At 63.0% G+C, this 17,544-nt stretch carries 14 protein-coding genes; 6 read left to right on the top strand and 8 right to left on the bottom strand.

Going from position 1 to position 17,544, the window contains the following annotated elements; genetic code table 11:
* Positions 1–18: 18 nt before the first annotated feature.
* Entirely contained in the window at positions 19–1,023 is a 1,005-nt protein-coding gene (locus NCS58_RS07265; RefSeq protein ID WP_061117388.1) for a threonine/serine dehydratase, read from the top strand.
* 53 nt (positions 1,024–1,076) lie between these two features.
* Here NCS58_RS07265 and NCS58_RS07260 read toward each other — a convergent pair whose 3' ends face one another.
* From NCS58_RS07260 to NCS58_RS07245, 4 genes are all read right to left on the bottom strand, one after another.
* Positions 1,077–1,892: an ABC transporter permease subunit gene (locus NCS58_RS07260; RefSeq protein ID WP_061117615.1), complete on the bottom strand. Its 816-nt coding sequence runs from the start codon at positions 1,890–1,892 to the stop codon at positions 1,077–1,079.
* Positions 1,892–2,797 (bottom strand): ABC transporter permease subunit, encoded by a 906-nt coding sequence (locus NCS58_RS07255; RefSeq protein WP_061117389.1) that lies wholly within the window; start codon positions 2,795–2,797, stop codon positions 1,892–1,894. Before NCS58_RS07255 ends, NCS58_RS07260 begins: the two co-directional genes overlap by 1 nt.
* A complete protein-coding gene (locus NCS58_RS07250) occupies positions 2,794–3,966 on the bottom strand; it encodes an ABC transporter ATP-binding protein (protein WP_061117390.1) in 1,173 nt (390 codons plus the stop codon). The genes NCS58_RS07255 and NCS58_RS07250 overlap by 4 nt, the downstream gene beginning before the upstream one ends.
* Positions 3,967–4,095: 129 nt before the next feature.
* Positions 4,096–5,211, bottom strand: coding sequence for a polyamine ABC transporter substrate-binding protein (locus NCS58_RS07245; protein WP_061117391.1), 1,116 nt, complete (start codon positions 5,209–5,211; stop codon positions 4,096–4,098).
* 519 nt (positions 5,212–5,730) lie between these two features.
* Between NCS58_RS07245 and NCS58_RS07240 the strand changes: the two genes are divergently transcribed.
* The 3 genes from NCS58_RS07240 (at position 5,731) to NCS58_RS07230 (ending at position 8,722) form a co-directional block, all read left to right on the top strand.
* The gene (locus NCS58_RS07240) at positions 5,731–7,068 is read left to right on the top strand and encodes an Nramp family divalent metal transporter (RefSeq protein WP_250476606.1); all 1,338 of its coding nucleotides are present in this window, start codon (positions 5,731–5,733) and stop codon (positions 7,066–7,068) included.
* A 97-nt stretch (positions 7,069–7,165) separates the two neighbouring features.
* The gene (locus tag NCS58_RS07235) at positions 7,166–8,446 is read left to right on the top strand and encodes a phospholipase A (RefSeq protein WP_250476605.1); all 1,281 of its coding nucleotides are present in this window, start codon (positions 7,166–7,168) and stop codon (positions 8,444–8,446) included.
* Between the two features lie 72 nt (positions 8,447–8,518).
* On the top strand, positions 8,519–8,722 hold the full coding sequence (locus tag NCS58_RS07230) for a DUF1289 domain-containing protein (RefSeq protein WP_061117394.1): 204 nt from the start codon (positions 8,519–8,521) through the stop codon (positions 8,720–8,722).
* Positions 8,723–8,786: 64 nt separating this feature from the next.
* Here the strand turns inward: NCS58_RS07230 and NCS58_RS07225 are convergent, their stop codons facing one another.
* From NCS58_RS07225 to NCS58_RS07210, 4 genes are all read right to left on the bottom strand, one after another.
* Positions 8,787–10,379, bottom strand: a complete 1,593-nt coding sequence (locus NCS58_RS07225; RefSeq protein WP_061117395.1) for an ABC-F family ATPase — start codon at positions 10,377–10,379, stop codon at positions 8,787–8,789.
* Between the two features lie 199 nt (positions 10,380–10,578).
* Positions 10,579–12,024: a threonine synthase gene (gene thrC, locus NCS58_RS07220; RefSeq protein WP_250476604.1), complete on the bottom strand. Its 1,446-nt coding sequence runs from the start codon at positions 12,022–12,024 to the stop codon at positions 10,579–10,581.
* 15 nt (positions 12,025–12,039) lie between these two features.
* Positions 12,040–13,362: a homoserine dehydrogenase gene (locus NCS58_RS07215; protein WP_250476603.1), complete on the bottom strand. Its 1,323-nt coding sequence runs from the start codon at positions 13,360–13,362 to the stop codon at positions 12,040–12,042.
* 25 nt (positions 13,363–13,387) lie between these two features.
* Complete coding sequence (locus NCS58_RS07210; protein WP_061117398.1) at positions 13,388–14,626, bottom strand: pyridoxal phosphate-dependent aminotransferase; 1,239 nt, start codon at positions 14,624–14,626, stop codon at positions 13,388–13,390.
* Positions 14,627–15,069: 443 nt separating this feature from the next.
* Here NCS58_RS07210 and NCS58_RS07205 point away from each other — a divergent pair, with 443 nt between their 5' ends.
* Together NCS58_RS07205 and NCS58_RS07200 are read left to right on the top strand one after the other, a co-directional pair.
* A complete protein-coding gene (locus NCS58_RS07205; protein WP_061117616.1) occupies positions 15,070–15,444 on the top strand; it encodes an Mth938-like domain-containing protein in 375 nt (124 codons plus the stop codon).
* 364 nt (positions 15,445–15,808) lie between these two features.
* Positions 15,809–17,482, top strand: a complete 1,674-nt coding sequence (locus NCS58_RS07200; protein WP_250538188.1) for a glycosyltransferase family 39 protein — start codon at positions 15,809–15,811, stop codon at positions 17,480–17,482.
* Positions 17,483–17,544: the final 62 nt, after the last annotated feature.

The raw sequence follows: 17,544 nt of genomic DNA, 5'->3' as shown, positions 1-17,544 counted from the left end.
TTTTCATAACAAAAAGCCATGTCCACTGCCACGCAGCATTCCGACAACACGATCGACGGCACGCCGATTCCGACGCTCGACGAAATCGCCGAGCAGCACATGGCGCTCACGCCCTGGGTCGCGCGCACGCCGACTTTCGAGCGTCACGATTTTCCGACGCTCGAAGGCACGCCGATCACGTTCAAGTTCGAACTGCTGCAGGCGAGCGGTACGTTCAAGGCGCGCGGCGCGTTCTCGAACATCCTCGCGCTCTCGGACAGCGAACGCTCGGCGGGCGTCACCTGCGTGTCGGCGGGCAATCACGCGGTGGCGGTGGCTTACGCGGCGCAGCGCATGGACGTGGGCGCGAAGGTCGTCATCATCAAGAGCGCGAGTCCGGCGCGTGTCGCGCTGTGCCGGCGCTTCGGCGCGGAGGTCGTGTTCGCGGAAAACGTCGCCGAAGCATTCGATGTCGTGCGGCGAGTGGAAGCGGAAGAAGGACGTGTCTTCATCCATCCGTTCAACGGCTACCGTACGGTGCTCGGCACGGCGACGCTCGGCTATGAGTGGACCTCGCAAGCACCCGATCTCGACGCGGTGATCCTGCCGATCGGCGGGGGCGGCCTGGCTGCGGGCGTATCCACGGCGATGCGTCTCGCGAATCCGTCGTTACACGTGTACGGCGTGGAGCCGGAAGGATCGGACGCAATGAAGCGCAGTTTCGAAGCCAATCACACGATCAAGATGGGCGCGATGCACGGCATCGCCGACTCTCTGATGGCCCCGCACACCGAGCAGTACAGCTATGAGTTGTGCCGGCGGCATATCGATGACATCGTGACCGTGTCGGACAACGAGTTGCGGCATGGCATGCTGCAGCTTTTCAGCGAGCTCAAGCTCGCGGTCGAACCGGCGTGCGCGGCTGCCACGGCCGCCCTGCTCGGCCCGTTGCGCGAACGTCTGCAAGGCAAGCGCGTCGGTGTGCTGTTGTGTGGCACCAATACCGATCCGGCGACCTTCGCGAAGCATCTGGCGAACGCCTGAAAATGCACGCGGCCCCATGCAGGGGCCGCGATTCCATTCGTGGGCGTCCGGCGCTACAGAACGCCCGCGAGCCTTCTGCGCTCACTGCGCTGCATGAAGGCATTCGCCCCGATCACACCGATCGTCACGAGCGCGATGAACAAGGTCGCGAGCGCGTTCATTTCGGGATTCAGGCCCAGGCGCACACGCGAAAACACGACGAGCGGCAGCGTAGTCGATCCTGGCCCGGAGAGAAACGCCGACAGCACGAGATCGTCGATCGACAGCGTGAACGAGAGGAGCCAGCCTGCGACGAGCGCCTGAGAAATCAGCGGCAGCGTGATCGCGAAGAATACGCGCAGCGGCGTCGCGCCGAGATCGAGCGCGGCCTCCTCCAGCGACGGATTCAACTCCCGCACGCGCGATTCCACGATGATCGCGACATACGAGATGCACAGCATCACGTGCCCGATCCAGATCGTGAAGAAGCCTCGATCGGGCCAGCCAATGAGCTTCGCCATTTCGACGAACAGCAGCAGCAGCGAAATGCCCTGAATGACTTCGGGGATCACGAGCGGCGCGTTGATCATGCCCGCGTAGAGCGTGAAGCCCTTGAAGCGTCCCATGCGCGCCAGCACGAAACCCGCCCACGTTCCGATCACGACCGACGCGCACGCCGTCAGGAACGCGATGCGCAACGACAGCCACGCGGCGTTGATCAGTTCGTCATCCGTGATGAGCGCGCGATACCACTTGAGCGACGGCTCCGTCCACACCGTGACGAGCGGTGAGTCGTTGAACGAATAGACGATGAGACTCAGGATCGGGATATACAGAAACGCAAACCCGAGGCCGAGCGCGGTGATTTGCAACGGACGGCTGGGCTTGATCATCGCTTCTGCTCCAGTTGTTTCGCCTGGAAGTGCTGGAAGAGCGCCATCGGCACGAGCAGCAGCAGGACCATCGCGCAGGTGACGGCGGACGCCATCGGCCAGTCGGCGTTGTTGAAGAACTCGTTCCACATGACGCGGCCGATCATCAGCGTGTCAGCGCCGCCGAGCAATTCAGGAATCACGTACTCGCCCACCGCCGGAATGAACACGAGCAGACAGCCCGCGATGATGCCGTTCTTCGACAACGGCAATGTGATCTGCACGAACGCCTTCCACGGCTTCGCGCCGAGATCGTAGGCCGCTTCGAGCAAGGTCAGGTCCATCTTCACGAGATGCGCGTAGAGCGGCATCACGAGAAACGGCAGATACGAATACACCATGCCGATATACACCGCGATATTCGTGTGATACAGCTCGATCGGCGAATGCAGCAGGCCGATCGACATCAGGAAATTGTTGAGCAGGCCGTTGTTCTTGAGGATGCCGATCCATGCATAGACGCGGATCAGAAACGACGTCCAGAACGGCAGCATGACCGCCATCATCAGAATGTTGCGCGTGGACGGATTCGAACGCGCGATGTAATACGCCATCGGATAGCCGATCAGGAGGCACAGCAGCGTCGACACCGCCGCGACCAGCAGCGAGTTCATGTAGGTCGCGAAGTACAGGCTGTCCTTGATCAGAAATGCGTAGTGCGCGAAGTCGAGCGCGATATGCATCACGCCTTCTTCCATCGACACGAGATCCGTGTACGGCGGAATGCCGAGCTGGCTGTCCGCGAAGCTGATCTTCACGACGAGCAGGAACGGCACGAAGAACAGCAGCAGGAGCCACAGGTACGGCCCGCCGATGACGAGCGTGCGCCCTGACACGCCCAAGCGGTTGAGCAGCTTCATCATGAGGTCAGCACCACGCCCGCGGACGCGCTCCAGCGCACGTAGACTTCGTCGTCGAAGGTCGGCGATTCGATCTCGCCGATCGCGAGACTCGACAGGTTCGCAACCACGACCTTGCCCGAATCGAGCGTCACGTGATACAGCGTGTAGCCGCCCATGTACGCGATGTTCGTCACCCTGCCGCGGCCCCAGTTGTACGCGCCTTCGGGCGGCTTGCGCGTGAGCGCGATGCGCTCCGGGCGCACGGAGATCGTCACCGGCATGCCGAGCGGGCCGGTGATGCCGTGGCTCACATAAAGTCGCACGGGCAAGTCTTGCGATTCGACGAAGACGTGATCCGGCTCGTCTTCCACGACATTGCCATCGAAGAGATTGGTCGAGCCGATGAACTGCGCCGAGAAGCGCGTGTTCGGGTATTCGTAGACCTCGTGCGGCGTGCCGAGCTGAACGATCTGCCCTTCGCTCATCACGGCGAGGCGATTGGCCATCGTCATCGCCTCTTCCTGATCGTGCGTCACCATGATGCAGGTGACGCCGACCTGATCGAGAATGTTGACGAGCTCGATCTGCGTGCGCTGGCGGATCTGCTTGTCGAGCGCGGACATCGGCTCGTCGAGTAACAGAAGCTTCGGGCGCTTCACGAGGCTGCGCGCGAGCGCGACACGCTGCTGCTGACCGCCCGACAACTGATGCGGCTTGCGTTTGGCGAACTTCGCCATCTGCACGAGCTCCAGCGCGTTGTTCACGCGATCCTTCAGCTCGCCGCCCTTGACGCCTTCCTGCTTCAGCCCGAACGCGACATTCGACTCCACGCTCATGTGCGGAAAGAGCGCGTAGGACTGGAACATCATGTTCACCGGCCGGTTGTACGGCGGCATCTTCGCGAGGTCTTCGCCGTCGATCAGGATCTGCCCTTCCGTTACGGATTCGAGCCCGGCGAGCATGCGCAAAAGCGTCGACTTGCCGCAGCCGGAACTGCCGAGCAGCGCGAACAGCTCGCCCTTCCTCACCGACAGGTTGACGCCCCGCACGGCCGTCGTCTCGCCGAATTTCTTCACGACGTTGACGATCTGCACGAAGTTGTCGTCCATGTTCCGGGCCGATGGAGATATGCCCGGCTCGCGCCGGCCGGCATTAGGCGCTGCCTTCAACGCGCTCGACTGCTCACTCATGATTGCCTGTTCGACTCCTTGCTTCCATGCGTCTTTTCGTGACTCGCCCGACGTGCGATGCGATCACGAACAAAGCCCCCGGAGGTCCAGGGGCTTCGTCGTTTCAGAAGAATAACCGGCTTTTGGGATTCATCGGCCGGACTTGAATTCCGTCCAGAGCCGCGTCTGCAGGCGCTGGATTTCAGGCGGCAGCGGCTTCAGCAGGAACAGCGTCTTGATGACGTCCTGCGGCGGATACACGGCGGGATCGTTCGCAACGTCCTTGTCCACATACTTGCGCGCTTCCAGATTCGCGCTCGGGTAGTAGACCGCGTTCGTGATCGCCGCATGAACCTGCGGCGTCTCGATGTAGTTGATCCACTCGTGCGCGGCGTCCTTGTTCTTCGCGTCCTTCGGGATCGCCATCACGTCGAACCACACGGGCGCGCCGCCCTTCGGAATGTAGTACTCGATCTTGAACGGCTTCTTCGCCTCGACCGCGCGATGCTTCGCGATTACGACGTCGCCCGACCAGCCGTAGGTGAAGCAGATGTCGCCGCCGACCATGTCGTTGATGTAGCCCGACGAGTTGAACTGCGTGATGTACGGGCGGATCTTCTTCATCATCGCGAGCGCTTCGCGATAATCAGCCGGATTCGTGCTCATCGGGTCCTTGCCGATGTAATGCAGCGCGGCCGCGAACATCTGATCCGGCGCGTCGAGCACCGAGACGCCGCACGCCTTCAGCTTCGAGATGTTCTCGGGCTTGAAGAGGATGTCCCAATTGTTCAGTTCGACGCTCGGGCCGAGGATCTGTTTGGCCTTGTCGACGTTGTAGCCGAGGCCGGTCGTGCCGTAGGCCCAGGGCACCACGTACTTGTTGCCCGGATCCGCGCCCTCGACGAGCTTCATCAGCTCGGGATCGAGATACTTGAGGTTGGGCAGCTTCGACTTGTCGAGCGGCATGAAGATATTCGCGGCGATCTGCTTGCCCGCGTAATTGCTCGTCGGCACGACGATGTCATAGCCGGAACGGCCGGTGAGAAGCTTTGCCTGCAGCGTGTCGTCGCTGTCGTAGTTGTCGTACTTCACCTTGATGCCGGTCTGCTTGGTGAAGTTGGGAATCGTGTCCTTCGCGATATAGTCCGACCAGTTGTACACATTCAACTGCGTGTCCTTCGCAAGAGCTGCGAGCGGAGTCAGCATCGCGGCGCATGCCAGTGCGCCCGCCAGCTTGGCCGTGCGGCCCGCCAGTTTCTGGTTCATTTCGATTCTCCCTTGTTCCGACTTGTCACGGTGTCGCGCCGCGCCGACCCGGCGCATGGTTGCATCGCCCGAACTGGTCCGCGACTCCCTTAAAACCCCGAAAACTACCATTAAACGCATGTCCGACAAAAAATAAAAAGTCGCGTGTCGCGCAAAATGTACACGCCCTTGCGCGGCGGGGCCACAGTCTTGCCAGGCGGGCTTCTCGACGGCCTCGCGCCACGCGCGGCCGGCAGGAAAGAGCGCGCATTTTAGCCCCTATTCGGCCCCCGGGGGCACCCGATAAGACCACGCTCGTCAAAAGGGGACGCGTGAGCGTAAGCCCGATGCAATGTCATTATTCGTGCTCGGCCTCCGGCGTCCGCCGAATGGGCGCCCGCGCCTGACGAACAGCCAGCGGAACAGTTGTTGCGAGCCAGTTCGACGTGCGCCGCGAAATGCGGCGTCTTCTGAACCGGCAACGCGTGCGCACGACTGAGTTGGCGCCACGTTGCCTCGCAATTCGAGGCAAGTTCCCGCATGAACACGAATCCCCCCGCGCTCGCCGAGCTTTCAGCCGCGCAATCCGACGCGCAGTCGCCCGCGGCAAGCCGCGAGCGCCGGCAGCGTGCCGCGCGCCCGCGCGGCCGCTGGTATTCGTTCGCGGGCGCGGGCGCACTCGTCGCCGTAGGGTATATGGATCCCGGCAACTGGGCGACGGCGCTCGCGAGCGGTGCGCGCTACGGTTACTCGCTGCTCTTCGTCGTGCTGCTCGCGAGCCTGATGGGCATGCTGCTGCAATGGATCGCGTCGCGCGTGGGTGTCGTGACCGGGCGCGATCTCGCGCAACTCTGCCGCGAGCGCTTCGGCCGGCGCACGACGCTCGTGCTGTGGATTGCGTGCGAAATTGCGATCATCGCGTGCGACGTCGCGGAGGTCGTCGGCAGCGCGGTGGCCCTGCAGATGCTCTTCGGCCTCTCGCTCACGGTGGGCGTGCTGATCTCGGCAGTCGCGACTTTTACGATGCTCGCGCTGCAAAGCCGCGGCAGGCGTCCGCTGCAGCGCGCCGTGGCGGTGCTCATCTTCTTCGTGAGCTTCTGCTTCGTGGTGGAACTCGCCCTCGCGCATCCGGTCTGGGGCGACGCAATGCGCGGGCTGGCGCCGTCGCCCGCGTTGCTGCGCGATGCCGGCATGCTCTGGCTCGCGGCGGGCGTGCTCGGCGCGACGGTCATGCCGCACAACCTTTATCTGCACTCGGCGCTCGTCAAGGAACACGCGGGCGCCCGCGACGACGCGACGATCGGGCGCGCGCTTCGCGGCGTGAATATCGACACGTTCGGCTCGCTCGGGCTCGCGTTCGTCGTCAACGCATCGCTGCTGGTAGTCGCGGCCGCGGTGTTCCATGCGACCGGCCATACGAACGTCGACGATCTCGCCGATGCGCACCGGCTCATCGAGCCGCTCGTCGGCAGTCATTGGGCGGGCGTCGTGTTCGCCGCCGCGCTGCTCGCCTGCGGCCTGAACGCGACCGTGACCGGCACGCTCGCCGGCCAGGTGGTGATGGAGGGCTTCCTGCGGCTGAAGATGGCGCCCTGGGCCCGGGCGCTCCTGACGCGCGGCCTTGCGATCGGCCCGGCGCTCGTCGCGGTCGCGAGCTTCGGGCAGCACGGCTCGAACGCGCTGCTCGTCGCGACGCAGGTCGTGCTGAGCCTGCAGTTGCCGCTTGCGGTGATTCCGCTCGTGCGCTTCGCCTCCGACGCCGGCCTGATGGGTCGCTGGCGCGTCGCGCGCGTGCCGCTCGCGCTCGCGTGGGCGTGCGCGGGCGTGATCGTCGCGTTGAACGGCGCGATGCTTTGGCAGGCGGTGTCGGTGGGCTGAGTCGCTGATGTCGTGCCGAATTTTCGGGATCGCGACGCGCCCCGCGTTGTCAGACCGTTCGGACGCCCGCCTCCGCCCCAGACAGGACACGAACCATATGGCTCAAGGCCCTCGATCGATTTCGCTGCAACATTTCCATCGCTTTGCCGGCCACGCGCGCACGCTCGCGCTTGTTTTCGCGACCCTCGGTGCAAACGAGGCGGCTCACGCGACCGTCGCGGTCCTTCAGCCTGCGCGCGAAGCGGCCGCCTCACAGCCGCTCGAATTGACCCTTCTCTACACCGACGATGACGCGAAGCCGCTCACCGTCGACGTGCCCAGGCAATTGACCGTGAGCCTGACGAACGGCGATCTGCCGCCCGCGCCGCTCACGCTCGAGCGCGATTCCGCAGTGCCGGATCGTCTGCGTCTCGCGCCCGGCCAATATCGCCGGGTGCGCTTTTCCGCGCCCTGGCCGGATTCGGCGCGCGGCACGGTGACGATCGATCCGGTAGGCTTCGATGCGTCGCCGATGCTCGTCACGATCAATCGGAGCGAGACGCAGACGCAGGTCGCGGCCGCCGAGCGCCGCGAAACGCAGGCGACGACGCCCGAGCAGCTCGCGAGCGCAAGCGCCGCCGCGAACACCGCAGCCGTGCCGACGAGCACCGGCGACACGATGCTCTCCGGCCGCTTCTCGACCTTCGAACCGGTTTACTTCGCGGACGGCAAGAACGGCGACAACCTCGCGAAATTCCAGTTCAGCTTCAAATATCGCCTGCATCTCCCCGACGATCCGCGCTCACGAGGCTTGCTGGACAACCTCTACTTCGGCTACACGCAGACGGCGATATGGAATCTCTCGGCCGAGTCCGTGCCGTTCCGCGACATCAGTTTTCAGCCGCAATTGTTCTACTACGTGCAGGACACCGGCTGGAAGAGTCCGCTCTTCACGCGTATGGGCATGGAAGCGGGCTTCGGACATGAATCGAATGGAAGGAGCGGCGACGATTCGCGCTCGATCAACATTGCCTTCGTGCGTCCCACCTGGGATTTCGGCGACCTGAACGGCAATCACCTGACGCTTTCGCCGAAGTTCTATTACTACCTGTCGAAGTCGGGCAACGAGGACATCGCGGATTACCGCGGCTATGTGGATTTTCTCGTGAAATACGGCAGCCCCGACGGCTGGCAGCTCGCGACGACACTGCGCAAAGGCACGAAGCACTGGTACGGCAGCATCGACTCCCAGCTCACGTACCCGCTCGCGAAGCTGATCGGCAGCGCATGGGGCGGCTATCTGTTCGTGAGCTACTTCAACGGATACGGCGAGGACATCCTCGATTACAACCAGCGACATCACTGGATCGCGCGGATAGGCTACAGTATCGCGCGCTGAGTTTTTTTACGAATCTGAACGCCGCGTTGCCGCCCTCTTTTCCCGGCGATAGCGCGCTCACGAGTTAGCCCAATGTCTTCGAATCTTCACGACCTGCCCGACAGCCCCTGTATCGGCGTGTGCTCCACGCTTTTCGACGACGTCTGCAAAGGCTGCGGCCGCACCGCGGGCGAGGTGTCCAACTGGGTCTTCCTCACCGACGAGGAGAAACGCGCGATCTGGACGCGCATTACGCGCGAGGGCACGGCGATGCGGTTCCGCAATGACAGGCTCTGAGCGCAACGAAAAACGGCCCGCTCTTTCGAGACGGGCCGCTTCGACGCGTATGTGAACAGGGAGATTACTGAATCCCCTGGCTCGACAGGAAATCCTCGTAATTCCCGCCGAAATCGCGCAGCGTGCCGTCGGTCTTGACTTCAATGATCCGGTCCGCCAGTCCGCTCACGAACTCGCGGTCGTGCGACACGAAGATCAGCGTGCCTTCGAATTTCTCCAGCGCGATCTGCAGCGACTCGATCGACTCCATGTCCATATGGTTGGTCGGTTCGTCCATCAGCAGCACGTTGTGGCGGCCGAGCATCAGCTTGCCCCAGATCATGCGGCCCTTCTCGCCGCCCGACAGCACCTTCACGTTTTTCTTGATGTCGTCCGCATTGAACAGCAGGCGGCCGAGCGTGCCGCGCATCATCTGCTCGTCGTCGCCTTCCTTGCGATACTGGTCGATCCACTCGGTCAGCGTTTCGTCCTTCGGAAACTCTTCGTACGTATCCTGCGGCATGTAGCCGACGTTCGCGTTTTCCGCCCACTTCACGGTGCCGTGATCGAGCTCGATCGCGCCCTTGAGCGACTTGAGCAGCGTGGTCTTGCCCGCGCCGTTCTCGCCGATGATCGCGATACGCTCGCCCGGCTGCACGCTGATGCTGAAGTTCTGGAAGATGGTCCGGTCGTACTTCTTGGTCAGATCCTCGGCCACGACAGCGATGTTATGCAGCTTCTTCTCGAACTCGAAGCGGATGAACGGATTCTGGCGCGACGACGGCTTGAATTCCTCGATCTTGATCTTGTCGATCATCTTCAGGCGGCTGGTCGCCTGGCGCGCCTTCGACTTGTTGGCCGAGAAGCGGCGCACGAAGTCCTGCAGGTCGGCCACGCGCTCCTTCGCCTTCTGGTTCGCTGCCTGCTGGCGCTCGCGCGCCTGCGTCGACGCGAGCATGTAGTCGTCATAGTTGCCCGGCCAGACTTTCAGCGTGCCGTAGTCCATGTCCGCCATGTGGGTGCAGACCTGGTTCAGAAAGTGACGATCGTGCGAGATGATGATCATCGTCGAGTTGTACTGGTTGAGGACGTCTTCCAGCCAACGGATCGAATTGATGTCGAGGTTGTTGGTCGGCTCGTCGAGCAGCAGCACGTCGGGTTTCGAGAACAGCGCCTGGGCGAGTAGCACACGCAGCTTCCAGCCCGGTGCGACGTTGCTCATCGGGCCGTTGTGATCGTTGATGTTAATGCCGATGCCGAGCAGCAATTCGCCCGCGCGCGCTTCGGCCGTGTAGCCGTCGTATTCGGCGAATTTGGCTTCGAGGTCGGCGGCGCGCATGTAGTCGTCGTCGGTGGCGTCCGGGTTCGCGTAGATCGCATCGCGCTCGGTCATTGCGGCCCACATTTCGGTGTGGCCCATCATCACGACATCGAGCACGCGCATGTCTTCATACGCGAACTGATCCTGACGCAGCTTGCCGAGCCGGACGTTCGGTTCGAGGATGACATTGCCGGAGCTCGGCTCGAGGTCGCCGCCGAGGATCTTCATGAAGGTCGACTTTCCGCAGCCGTTGGCGCCGATCAAGCCATAGCGGTTTCCTTCGCCGAACTTGACCGAGATGTTCTCGAAGAGGGGCTTGGGCCCGAATTGCATGGTGATATTGGCGGTAGACAGCACGGCGCGTCCTTTTGAATGGGGTACGACGAAAAACCTAAGATTTTAGCAGCTTTTGACGGTGTTTTGCCGGATAGCGGCGTTTTCGCGGCTAGCGGGCGGCGCGCTCACGCATTGCCGCATCGTGAAAAAGGGGCGCGGCCAATGTAGCCGCGCCCCTTGAACTCCGTGAAGACCGCGCGATGCGCAGACGCGTATCGCGTTATGTGCGCTCGGCGATGAAAGCCTTGACCACGCCTGCATCCGCCGGAACGATATCGAACCTTTGTGGCAGTTTTTCAAGTCCCACGAAAGCCGCCGGCCGCTCCGGCTCGCGATTCAGCGCTTCGCGGATGGTCTCGCCGAACTTGATCGGCTGGGCGGTTTCCAGAACGATCATCGGCACGCCCGGCTTCAGGTTTTCGCGCGCGACCTTCACGCCATCGGCGGTGTGGGTGTCGATCATCGTCTGATAACGCTCGTACACGTCGCGGATGGTCTTCACGCGATCGTCGTGATCGCTCTTGCCCGACACGAAGCCGAATTCCTGCACGCGCGCGAAATCGCCGCTCGCCGCGAGATCGAAACCGCCCTTCTCCTCGACGTCGCGGAACAGTTGCAGCACGCGCGCCGGATCGCGCCCGAGCAGATCGTAGACGAAGCGCTCGAAGTTCGAAGCCTTCGAGATATCCATGCTCGGCGATGTCGTGTGATACGTCTCCGCCGCGCCCCGCACGCGATACACGCCCGTCTTGAAGAACTCGTCGAGCACGTCGTTCTCATTGGTCGCGACGACGAGCTGCTCGATCGGCAAGCCCATCATGCGCGCGATGTGACCCGCGCACACGTTGCCGAAATTGCCCGACGGCACCGTGAACGAGACGCGCTCGTCGTTGCTCGCCGTCGCGGCGAAATAGCCCTTGAAGTAGTAGACGACCTGCGCGACGACGCGTGCCCAGTTGATCGAGTTGACCGTGCCGATCTTGTGCTTCGCCTTGTACGCGTGATCGTTCGATACGGCCTTGACGATGTCCTGACAGTTGTCGAAGTTGCCCTCGACGGCCAGATTGAAGATGTTCGGGTCCTGCAGCGAGAACATCTGCGCGGTCTGGAACGCGCTCATCTTCTTGTGCGGCGACAGCATGAAGACGCGCACGCCGGTCTTGCCGCGCATCGCGTATTCAGCGGCGCTGCCGGTGTCGCCCGAGGTCGCGCCGAGGATGTTCAGCGTCTCGCCGTGCTTTGCCAGCGCGTATTCGAAGAGGTTGCCGAGCAGTTGCATCGCCATGTCCTTGAAGGCGAGCGTCGGGCCGTTCGAGAGTTCCAGCAGCGACAGCGTCGTGCCGTTTTCCACGCCGAGCGTCTTGAGCGGCGTGATCTGCACCGCGCTCTCTTCGTGGCGCACGTTGCTGTACACCTGCCCGGTGTAGGTCTTGCGCGTGAGCGAGCGCAGGTCTTCGGCGGGGATGTCGTCGCTGAACTTCGACAGCACTTCGAATGCGAGATCCGCATACGACAGCGAGCGCCAGCGCGCGAGCTCGTCGGCCGATACGCGCGGATACTCCGCCGGCAAATACAGCCCGCCGTCTTTTGCGAGCCCGCCGAGAAGAATGTCCGAGAACGTGTGGCGCTCGTTGCTGCCGGCGCCGCGCGTCGAAATGTAGTTCATCGTGCGTCCCTGCCCTTAGTTGAGCGCTTCCATGCGCAGCTTCGTCACCTTCGAAACGACCGTGGACAGCGCTTCGATCTGCGCAATCGCCGCGTTCACGTTCTTCTCCAGCGTCTCGTGCGTGATGAGGATGATGTCGGTTTCGCCCTTGTTCGCGCCGTCGACTTCTTCCGATTCCTTCTGCAGCAACGCGTCGATGGAAATGGCCTTGTCAGCGAGGATGCGCGTGATGTTCGCGAGCACGCCCGTCACGTCCGCGACGCGCAGGCGCAGGTAATAGCCGCTCGTCACTTCGTCGATCGGCAGAATCGGCGTGTTCGACAAGCTATCCGGCTGGAACGCCAGGTGCGGTACGCGATGTTCCGGATCGGCCGTGTGCAGGCGCGTCACGTCGACGAGATCGGCGACCACGGCGGAAGCCGTCGGCTCGGCGCCCGCGCCCTTGCCGTAGTAGAGCGTGGTGCCGACCGCATCGCCGTGCACGACGACCGCGTTCATCGCACCTTCGACATTCGCGAGCAAACGCTTGGCCGGAATCAGCGTCGGATGCGTGCGCAACTCGATGCCCTTCTCCGTGCGCCGCGCGATGCCGAGCAGCTTGATGCGATAGCCGAGGTCTTCCGCGTAGCGAATGTCGATGGCGGCCAGCTTGCTGATGCCTTCCACATACGCGCGGTCGAACTGCACCGGCACGCCGAAGGCGATCGCGCTCATGATCGTGACCTTGTGCGCGGCGTCGACGCCTTCGATATCGAAGGTCGGATCGGCTTCGGCGTAACCGAGCTCCTGCGCGGCTTTCAGTGCGGTCGCGAAGTCGAGCCCTCGGTCGCGCATCTCCGAGAGAATGTAGTTAGTCGTGCCGTTGATGATGCCCGCGATGTACTCGATGCGGTTTGCCGTCAGCCCTTCACGCAGCGCCTTGATGATCGGGATGCCGCCCGCCACTGCCGCTTCGAACGCGACCATCACGCCCTTCGCGCGAGCGGCTTCGAAAATCTCCGTGCCATGCACCGCGAGCAGCGCCTTGTTGGCCGTCACGACATGCTTGCCGTTCGCGATCGCGCGCAGCACCAGCTCGCGCGCGAAACCCGTGCCGCCGATCATTTCGCACACGATATCGATGGAAGGATCGTCGACGACCGCGTTGAAGTCGTCCGTCACCGCGATGCCTTCCCGCTTCGCGGCTTCGGCCTTCGCCGGCGTGCGCACCGCGACGCGCGCGATGTCGATGCCGCGCCCCGCGCGTCGTTTGATTTCTTCCTGGTTACGGCGCAGCACCGTGAAGGTGCCGCTGCCGACCGTGCCGAAGCCCAAGAGTCCTACTTTGATCGATTCCATGCAGCGCGAGTCTTTAAAAGAGAGATTAAGCGGAATGTCGTTTGCGATAGCCGTCGAGGAAGCGCGCGATACGGTTGATCGAATCCGCGAGATCGTCGACATTCGGCAGGAAGACCACGCGGAAGTGATCCGGTGTCGGCCAGTTGAAGCCCGTGCCCTGCACCAGCAGCACCCGCTCCTCGAGCAGCAGGTCCGTGATGAACTGCTGGTCGTCCTGGATGGGGTACATCTTCGGATCGAGCTTCGGGAACATGTAGAGCGCCGCCTGCGGCTTCACGCAGGTCACGCCCGGGATGGCCGTGAGCATGTCGTAGGCGAGCTCGCGCTGCTTGTAGAGGCGTCCGCCCGGCAAGATCAGGTCGTTGATGCTCTGATAGCCGCCAAGCGCGGTCTGGATCGCGTACTGGCCGGGCACGTTCGGGCACAGGCGCATCGACGCGAGAATGCCGAGGCCCTCCAGATAGTCCTTCGCGCGGCGGCGGTTCTCTTCGATCAGCCCGGAAATCGCCATCCAGCCCGCGCGATAGCCGCACGAACGGTAGCTCTTCGACAGGCTGTTGAAGGTGACCGTGACCACGTCTTCGGACAGCGCGGCCATCGACGTGTGGGTCTGGCCGTCGTAGACGATCTTGTCGTACACCTCGTCCGCGAAAATGATGAGGCCGTGCTCGCGCGCGATCGCGATCAGCTCGCGCAGCAACTCGTCCGAGTACAGCGCGCCCGTCGGGTTGTTCGGGTTGATGACGACGAGCGCCTTGGTGTTCGGCGTGATCTTCGCGCGGATGTCGTCGAGATCGGGCATCCAGCCGTTGCCTTCGTCGCACATATAGTGGCGCGGCGTACCCGACGACAGGCTCACTGCGGCCGTCCACAACGGATAATCCGGCGCCGGAAGCAGCACTTCGTCGCCGTCGTTCAGTAGCGCCTGCATCGCCATCACGATGAGCTCGGACGCGCCATTGCCGATGTAGATATCGTCCAGTTCGACGCCGGTCACGCCCTTTTGCTGCGTGTAATGCATGATCGCCTTGCGCGCGGCGAACACACCCTTCGAATCCGAATAGCCCGACGATCCCGGCAGATTGCGGATCATGTCCTGAATGATCTCGTCCGGCGCCTCGAAACCGAACGGCGCCAGATTGCCGATATTGAGCTTGATGATGCGATGGCCTTCCTCTTCGAGGCGCTTCGCGTGTTCGAGCACGGGCCCGCGAATGTCGTAGCAGACGTTTTGCAGCTTGTTGGATTTGAGAATCGGTTTCACGGCTGGCGCTCTGGGTCTGGGTGTTGATGCGGACTGGTTTTTCTGAATCGATCAGGTGCGGCTCGGCATTCGGGCGGACAGCCCCGCGCGCCGGCAGCGCACGGGCGTTGCGATGAAAACCGGGTTTGAAGCCTGAAGGCGGCTCGTCCGGACGACTCGCGCGTTCCCGAGCGCCGAACGATGCATTTTAGACGTCGCGCCAGGTAGGGCGTGAGCGATGCGGACCGGTTGCGTGTCGGAGGCGGCTTGTGGCGGCACGCGAGTGCAACGGACGGCGCTCGAGCGAGCCCGGCAGCCGAAAAGTTATAATTTACTGATTATGGCTCAGTTCCGCAATGCACCAAAGGAACGCGCAGGCCGATGCGCCAAAAGGCGCGCGCGGGCAGCTTCCAACGTTGCGGCACACGCTGGGCCGTCAACCTTTCTCTTGCCGGATCATCGTTTTGAAACTGCACCAGGAATCCAACAACGCGCTCAACACCATCACGAGCTACGGAGACGGTTTCGTGGCGATCAATCTCGAAAGGCACGAAGGCAGCGTGATCGTCATGCCCGAGACGCCCGTCGCGGCGTGGCCGGTGTCGTCATTTGAAGCGCTCACGCCCGGCGATTTCGATGCACTCGTCGAAGCGGCGCCCGAAGTCGTCATCTTCGGCAGCGGGTCGCGGCTACGCTTTTTGCATCCGCGGCTTACGGCGCAACTGGCGAAGCACCGCATCGGCGTCGAAACCATGGACTTCGGCGCGGCGTGCCGCACCTACAACATTCTGATGTCCGAAGGCCGGCGCGTGGCCGCGGCGCTCCTGATCGAAGCCTGAGGAAGGCCTAAGGAAACGCTAAGGAAGTAGTGCCAGACTTCCGCCGCCCGTCCGACATCGGGGTGCGCCCGTGGCTGACACGTATCGAATTTGACGAATGCCGGCCGGCCGTGCGCTACACTCCCGCCCGGCGTTTGTCTTTGCCGACGCGCGGGCGGGGCTCGAAATCAATCGGTGGGCATTCGGCGGAGTCGCTTCGGCACGGCTATCGGGGCGCGCACCGGACGGCGCGTGCCGGAACTCGCGAACTCACAGCGAAAATGCGTGCCTGAGCATGCGCGTACTGCATTCTCGCGCAGCTCCATTCATCGCCCATTTTCGTTTCACTAGCGCCGCTCATTGCGGCATCGGACAGGTCGACTTCATGAACGATACGCCTTCCCGGCTACCGCTCACGCGTCTTTCGCTCATCCTTCTCGTACTCGCGCTTGCGTTCATCTGGTTCGCGCCGCTTGGTTATCGTCACCTCGTGCCGAGCGATGAAGGCCGCTACGCCGAAATGGCACGCGAGATGTTCGTGACCGGCGACTGGATCACGCCGCGCTACAACGGCTACAAATACTTCGAGAAGCCGCCGCTGCAGACCTGGGCGAACGCGCTCTCCTTCGCCTGGTTCGGCATCGGTGAATGGCAGGCGCGGCTCTACACGGCCCTCACGGGATTCGCGGGCGTGCTGCTCATCGGTTACACGGGCACGCGCGTGTTCAACGCGATGACGGGCTTCGCCGCCGCGGTCATCCTGGCGACTTGTCCGTACTGGAACCTGATGGGCCACTTCAACACGCTCGACATGGGCCTGTCGTTCTGGATGCAGCTGACGCTCTGCGCGTTGCTGCTCGCCCAGCGCCCCGGCCTGCCGACGCGCGAAGTGCGCCTGTGGATGTGGCTCTGCTGGGCCGCAATGGGCGCGGCCGTGCTGTCGAAAGGACTGGTCGGGCTGATCCTGCCGGGCGCGGTTCTCGTCCTCTACTCCCTCGTCTCGCGGGACTGGGCGCTCTGGAGGAGGCTCTATATCGGCAGCGGGTTGATCGTGTTCTTGATTGTGACCGGACCCTGGTTCGCGCTCGTCCAGATGAACAATCCGGAATTCTTCAATTTCTTTTTCATCGTCCAGCAGTTCAAGCGCTATCTGACGCCCGAGCAGAACCGCCCGGGCGCGTTCTACTATTTCGTGCCCGTACTGCTCGTTGGGTTTCTGCCGTGGCTGTCGATCACCTTTCAGAGTGTGCGCCACGGCGTGAAGACGCCGCGCCAGCCGAACGGCTTCGCGCCGGTCACGATGCTGCTCGTCTGGACGGCGTTCATCTTCCTGTTTTTCAGCGCGTCGCACTCCAAGCTCGTTTCTTACGTGTTGCCGGTCGCGCCCGCCATCGCGCTTGTGATCGGGCTCTATTTGCCGTCGCTGACGAAGGCTCGGTACCGCATGCACCTTATCGGCTACGCGGTGTTTCTCATCGCGGCGGCGTTCGGCGCGATCTTCATCGGCCGCGCGGGCAGCGCCAACACGCCGAACGCGCTCTATCGCGCGTTCCAGATCTGGGTCTACGCGGGAATCGCCGTCGCGTTCGTCGTGACGGTGTTCGCGATCTGGCTGAACCGGCGCAGCGTGCTCGCGGGCGCGGCGGGACTGGGTGCGGCGTGGCTGCTGCTCGGCACGATCGCAGGCTCCGGACACGACGTCTTCGGCACGCAGAGTTCGGGTGTAACACTGGTGCCCGCCGTGAAGGCCGCGATGGCGAAGTTGCCGCCCGACACGCCGTTCTATTCGATCGCGAAGCTCGATCACACGATGCCCTTCTACCTCGGCCACACGATGATCATGGTCGCAGAGGCCGACGAGTTGACCTTCGGCACGCAGACCGAGCCGCAGAAATGGGTGCCGAGCATCGACGAGTGGATCAAAGTGTGGGATTCGAAGCGCTACGCGCTCGCGCTGATGCCGCCGTCCCGTTACGAAGAACTCACGGCGCGCCACGTACCGATGCAGTTGATCGCGAGCGACCAGCGCCGTGTGATCGTCGAAAAGCCGCAGCCGTGAGCCGCGTCTTCTATTTGAGCGGCGATGTTGCGCCGCACGATCGTTCGGCATTGGCCGACGAA

Origin of the sequence: Caballeronia sp. INML3B, assembly GCF_023631305.1 — a bacterium.
In the GTDB taxonomy this organism is placed as follows: domain Bacteria; phylum Pseudomonadota; class Gammaproteobacteria; order Burkholderiales; family Burkholderiaceae; genus Caballeronia; species Caballeronia turbans.
Note: the sequence above shows the minus strand (reverse complement) of the source record. Positions and strands in the feature narration are given on the sequence as shown.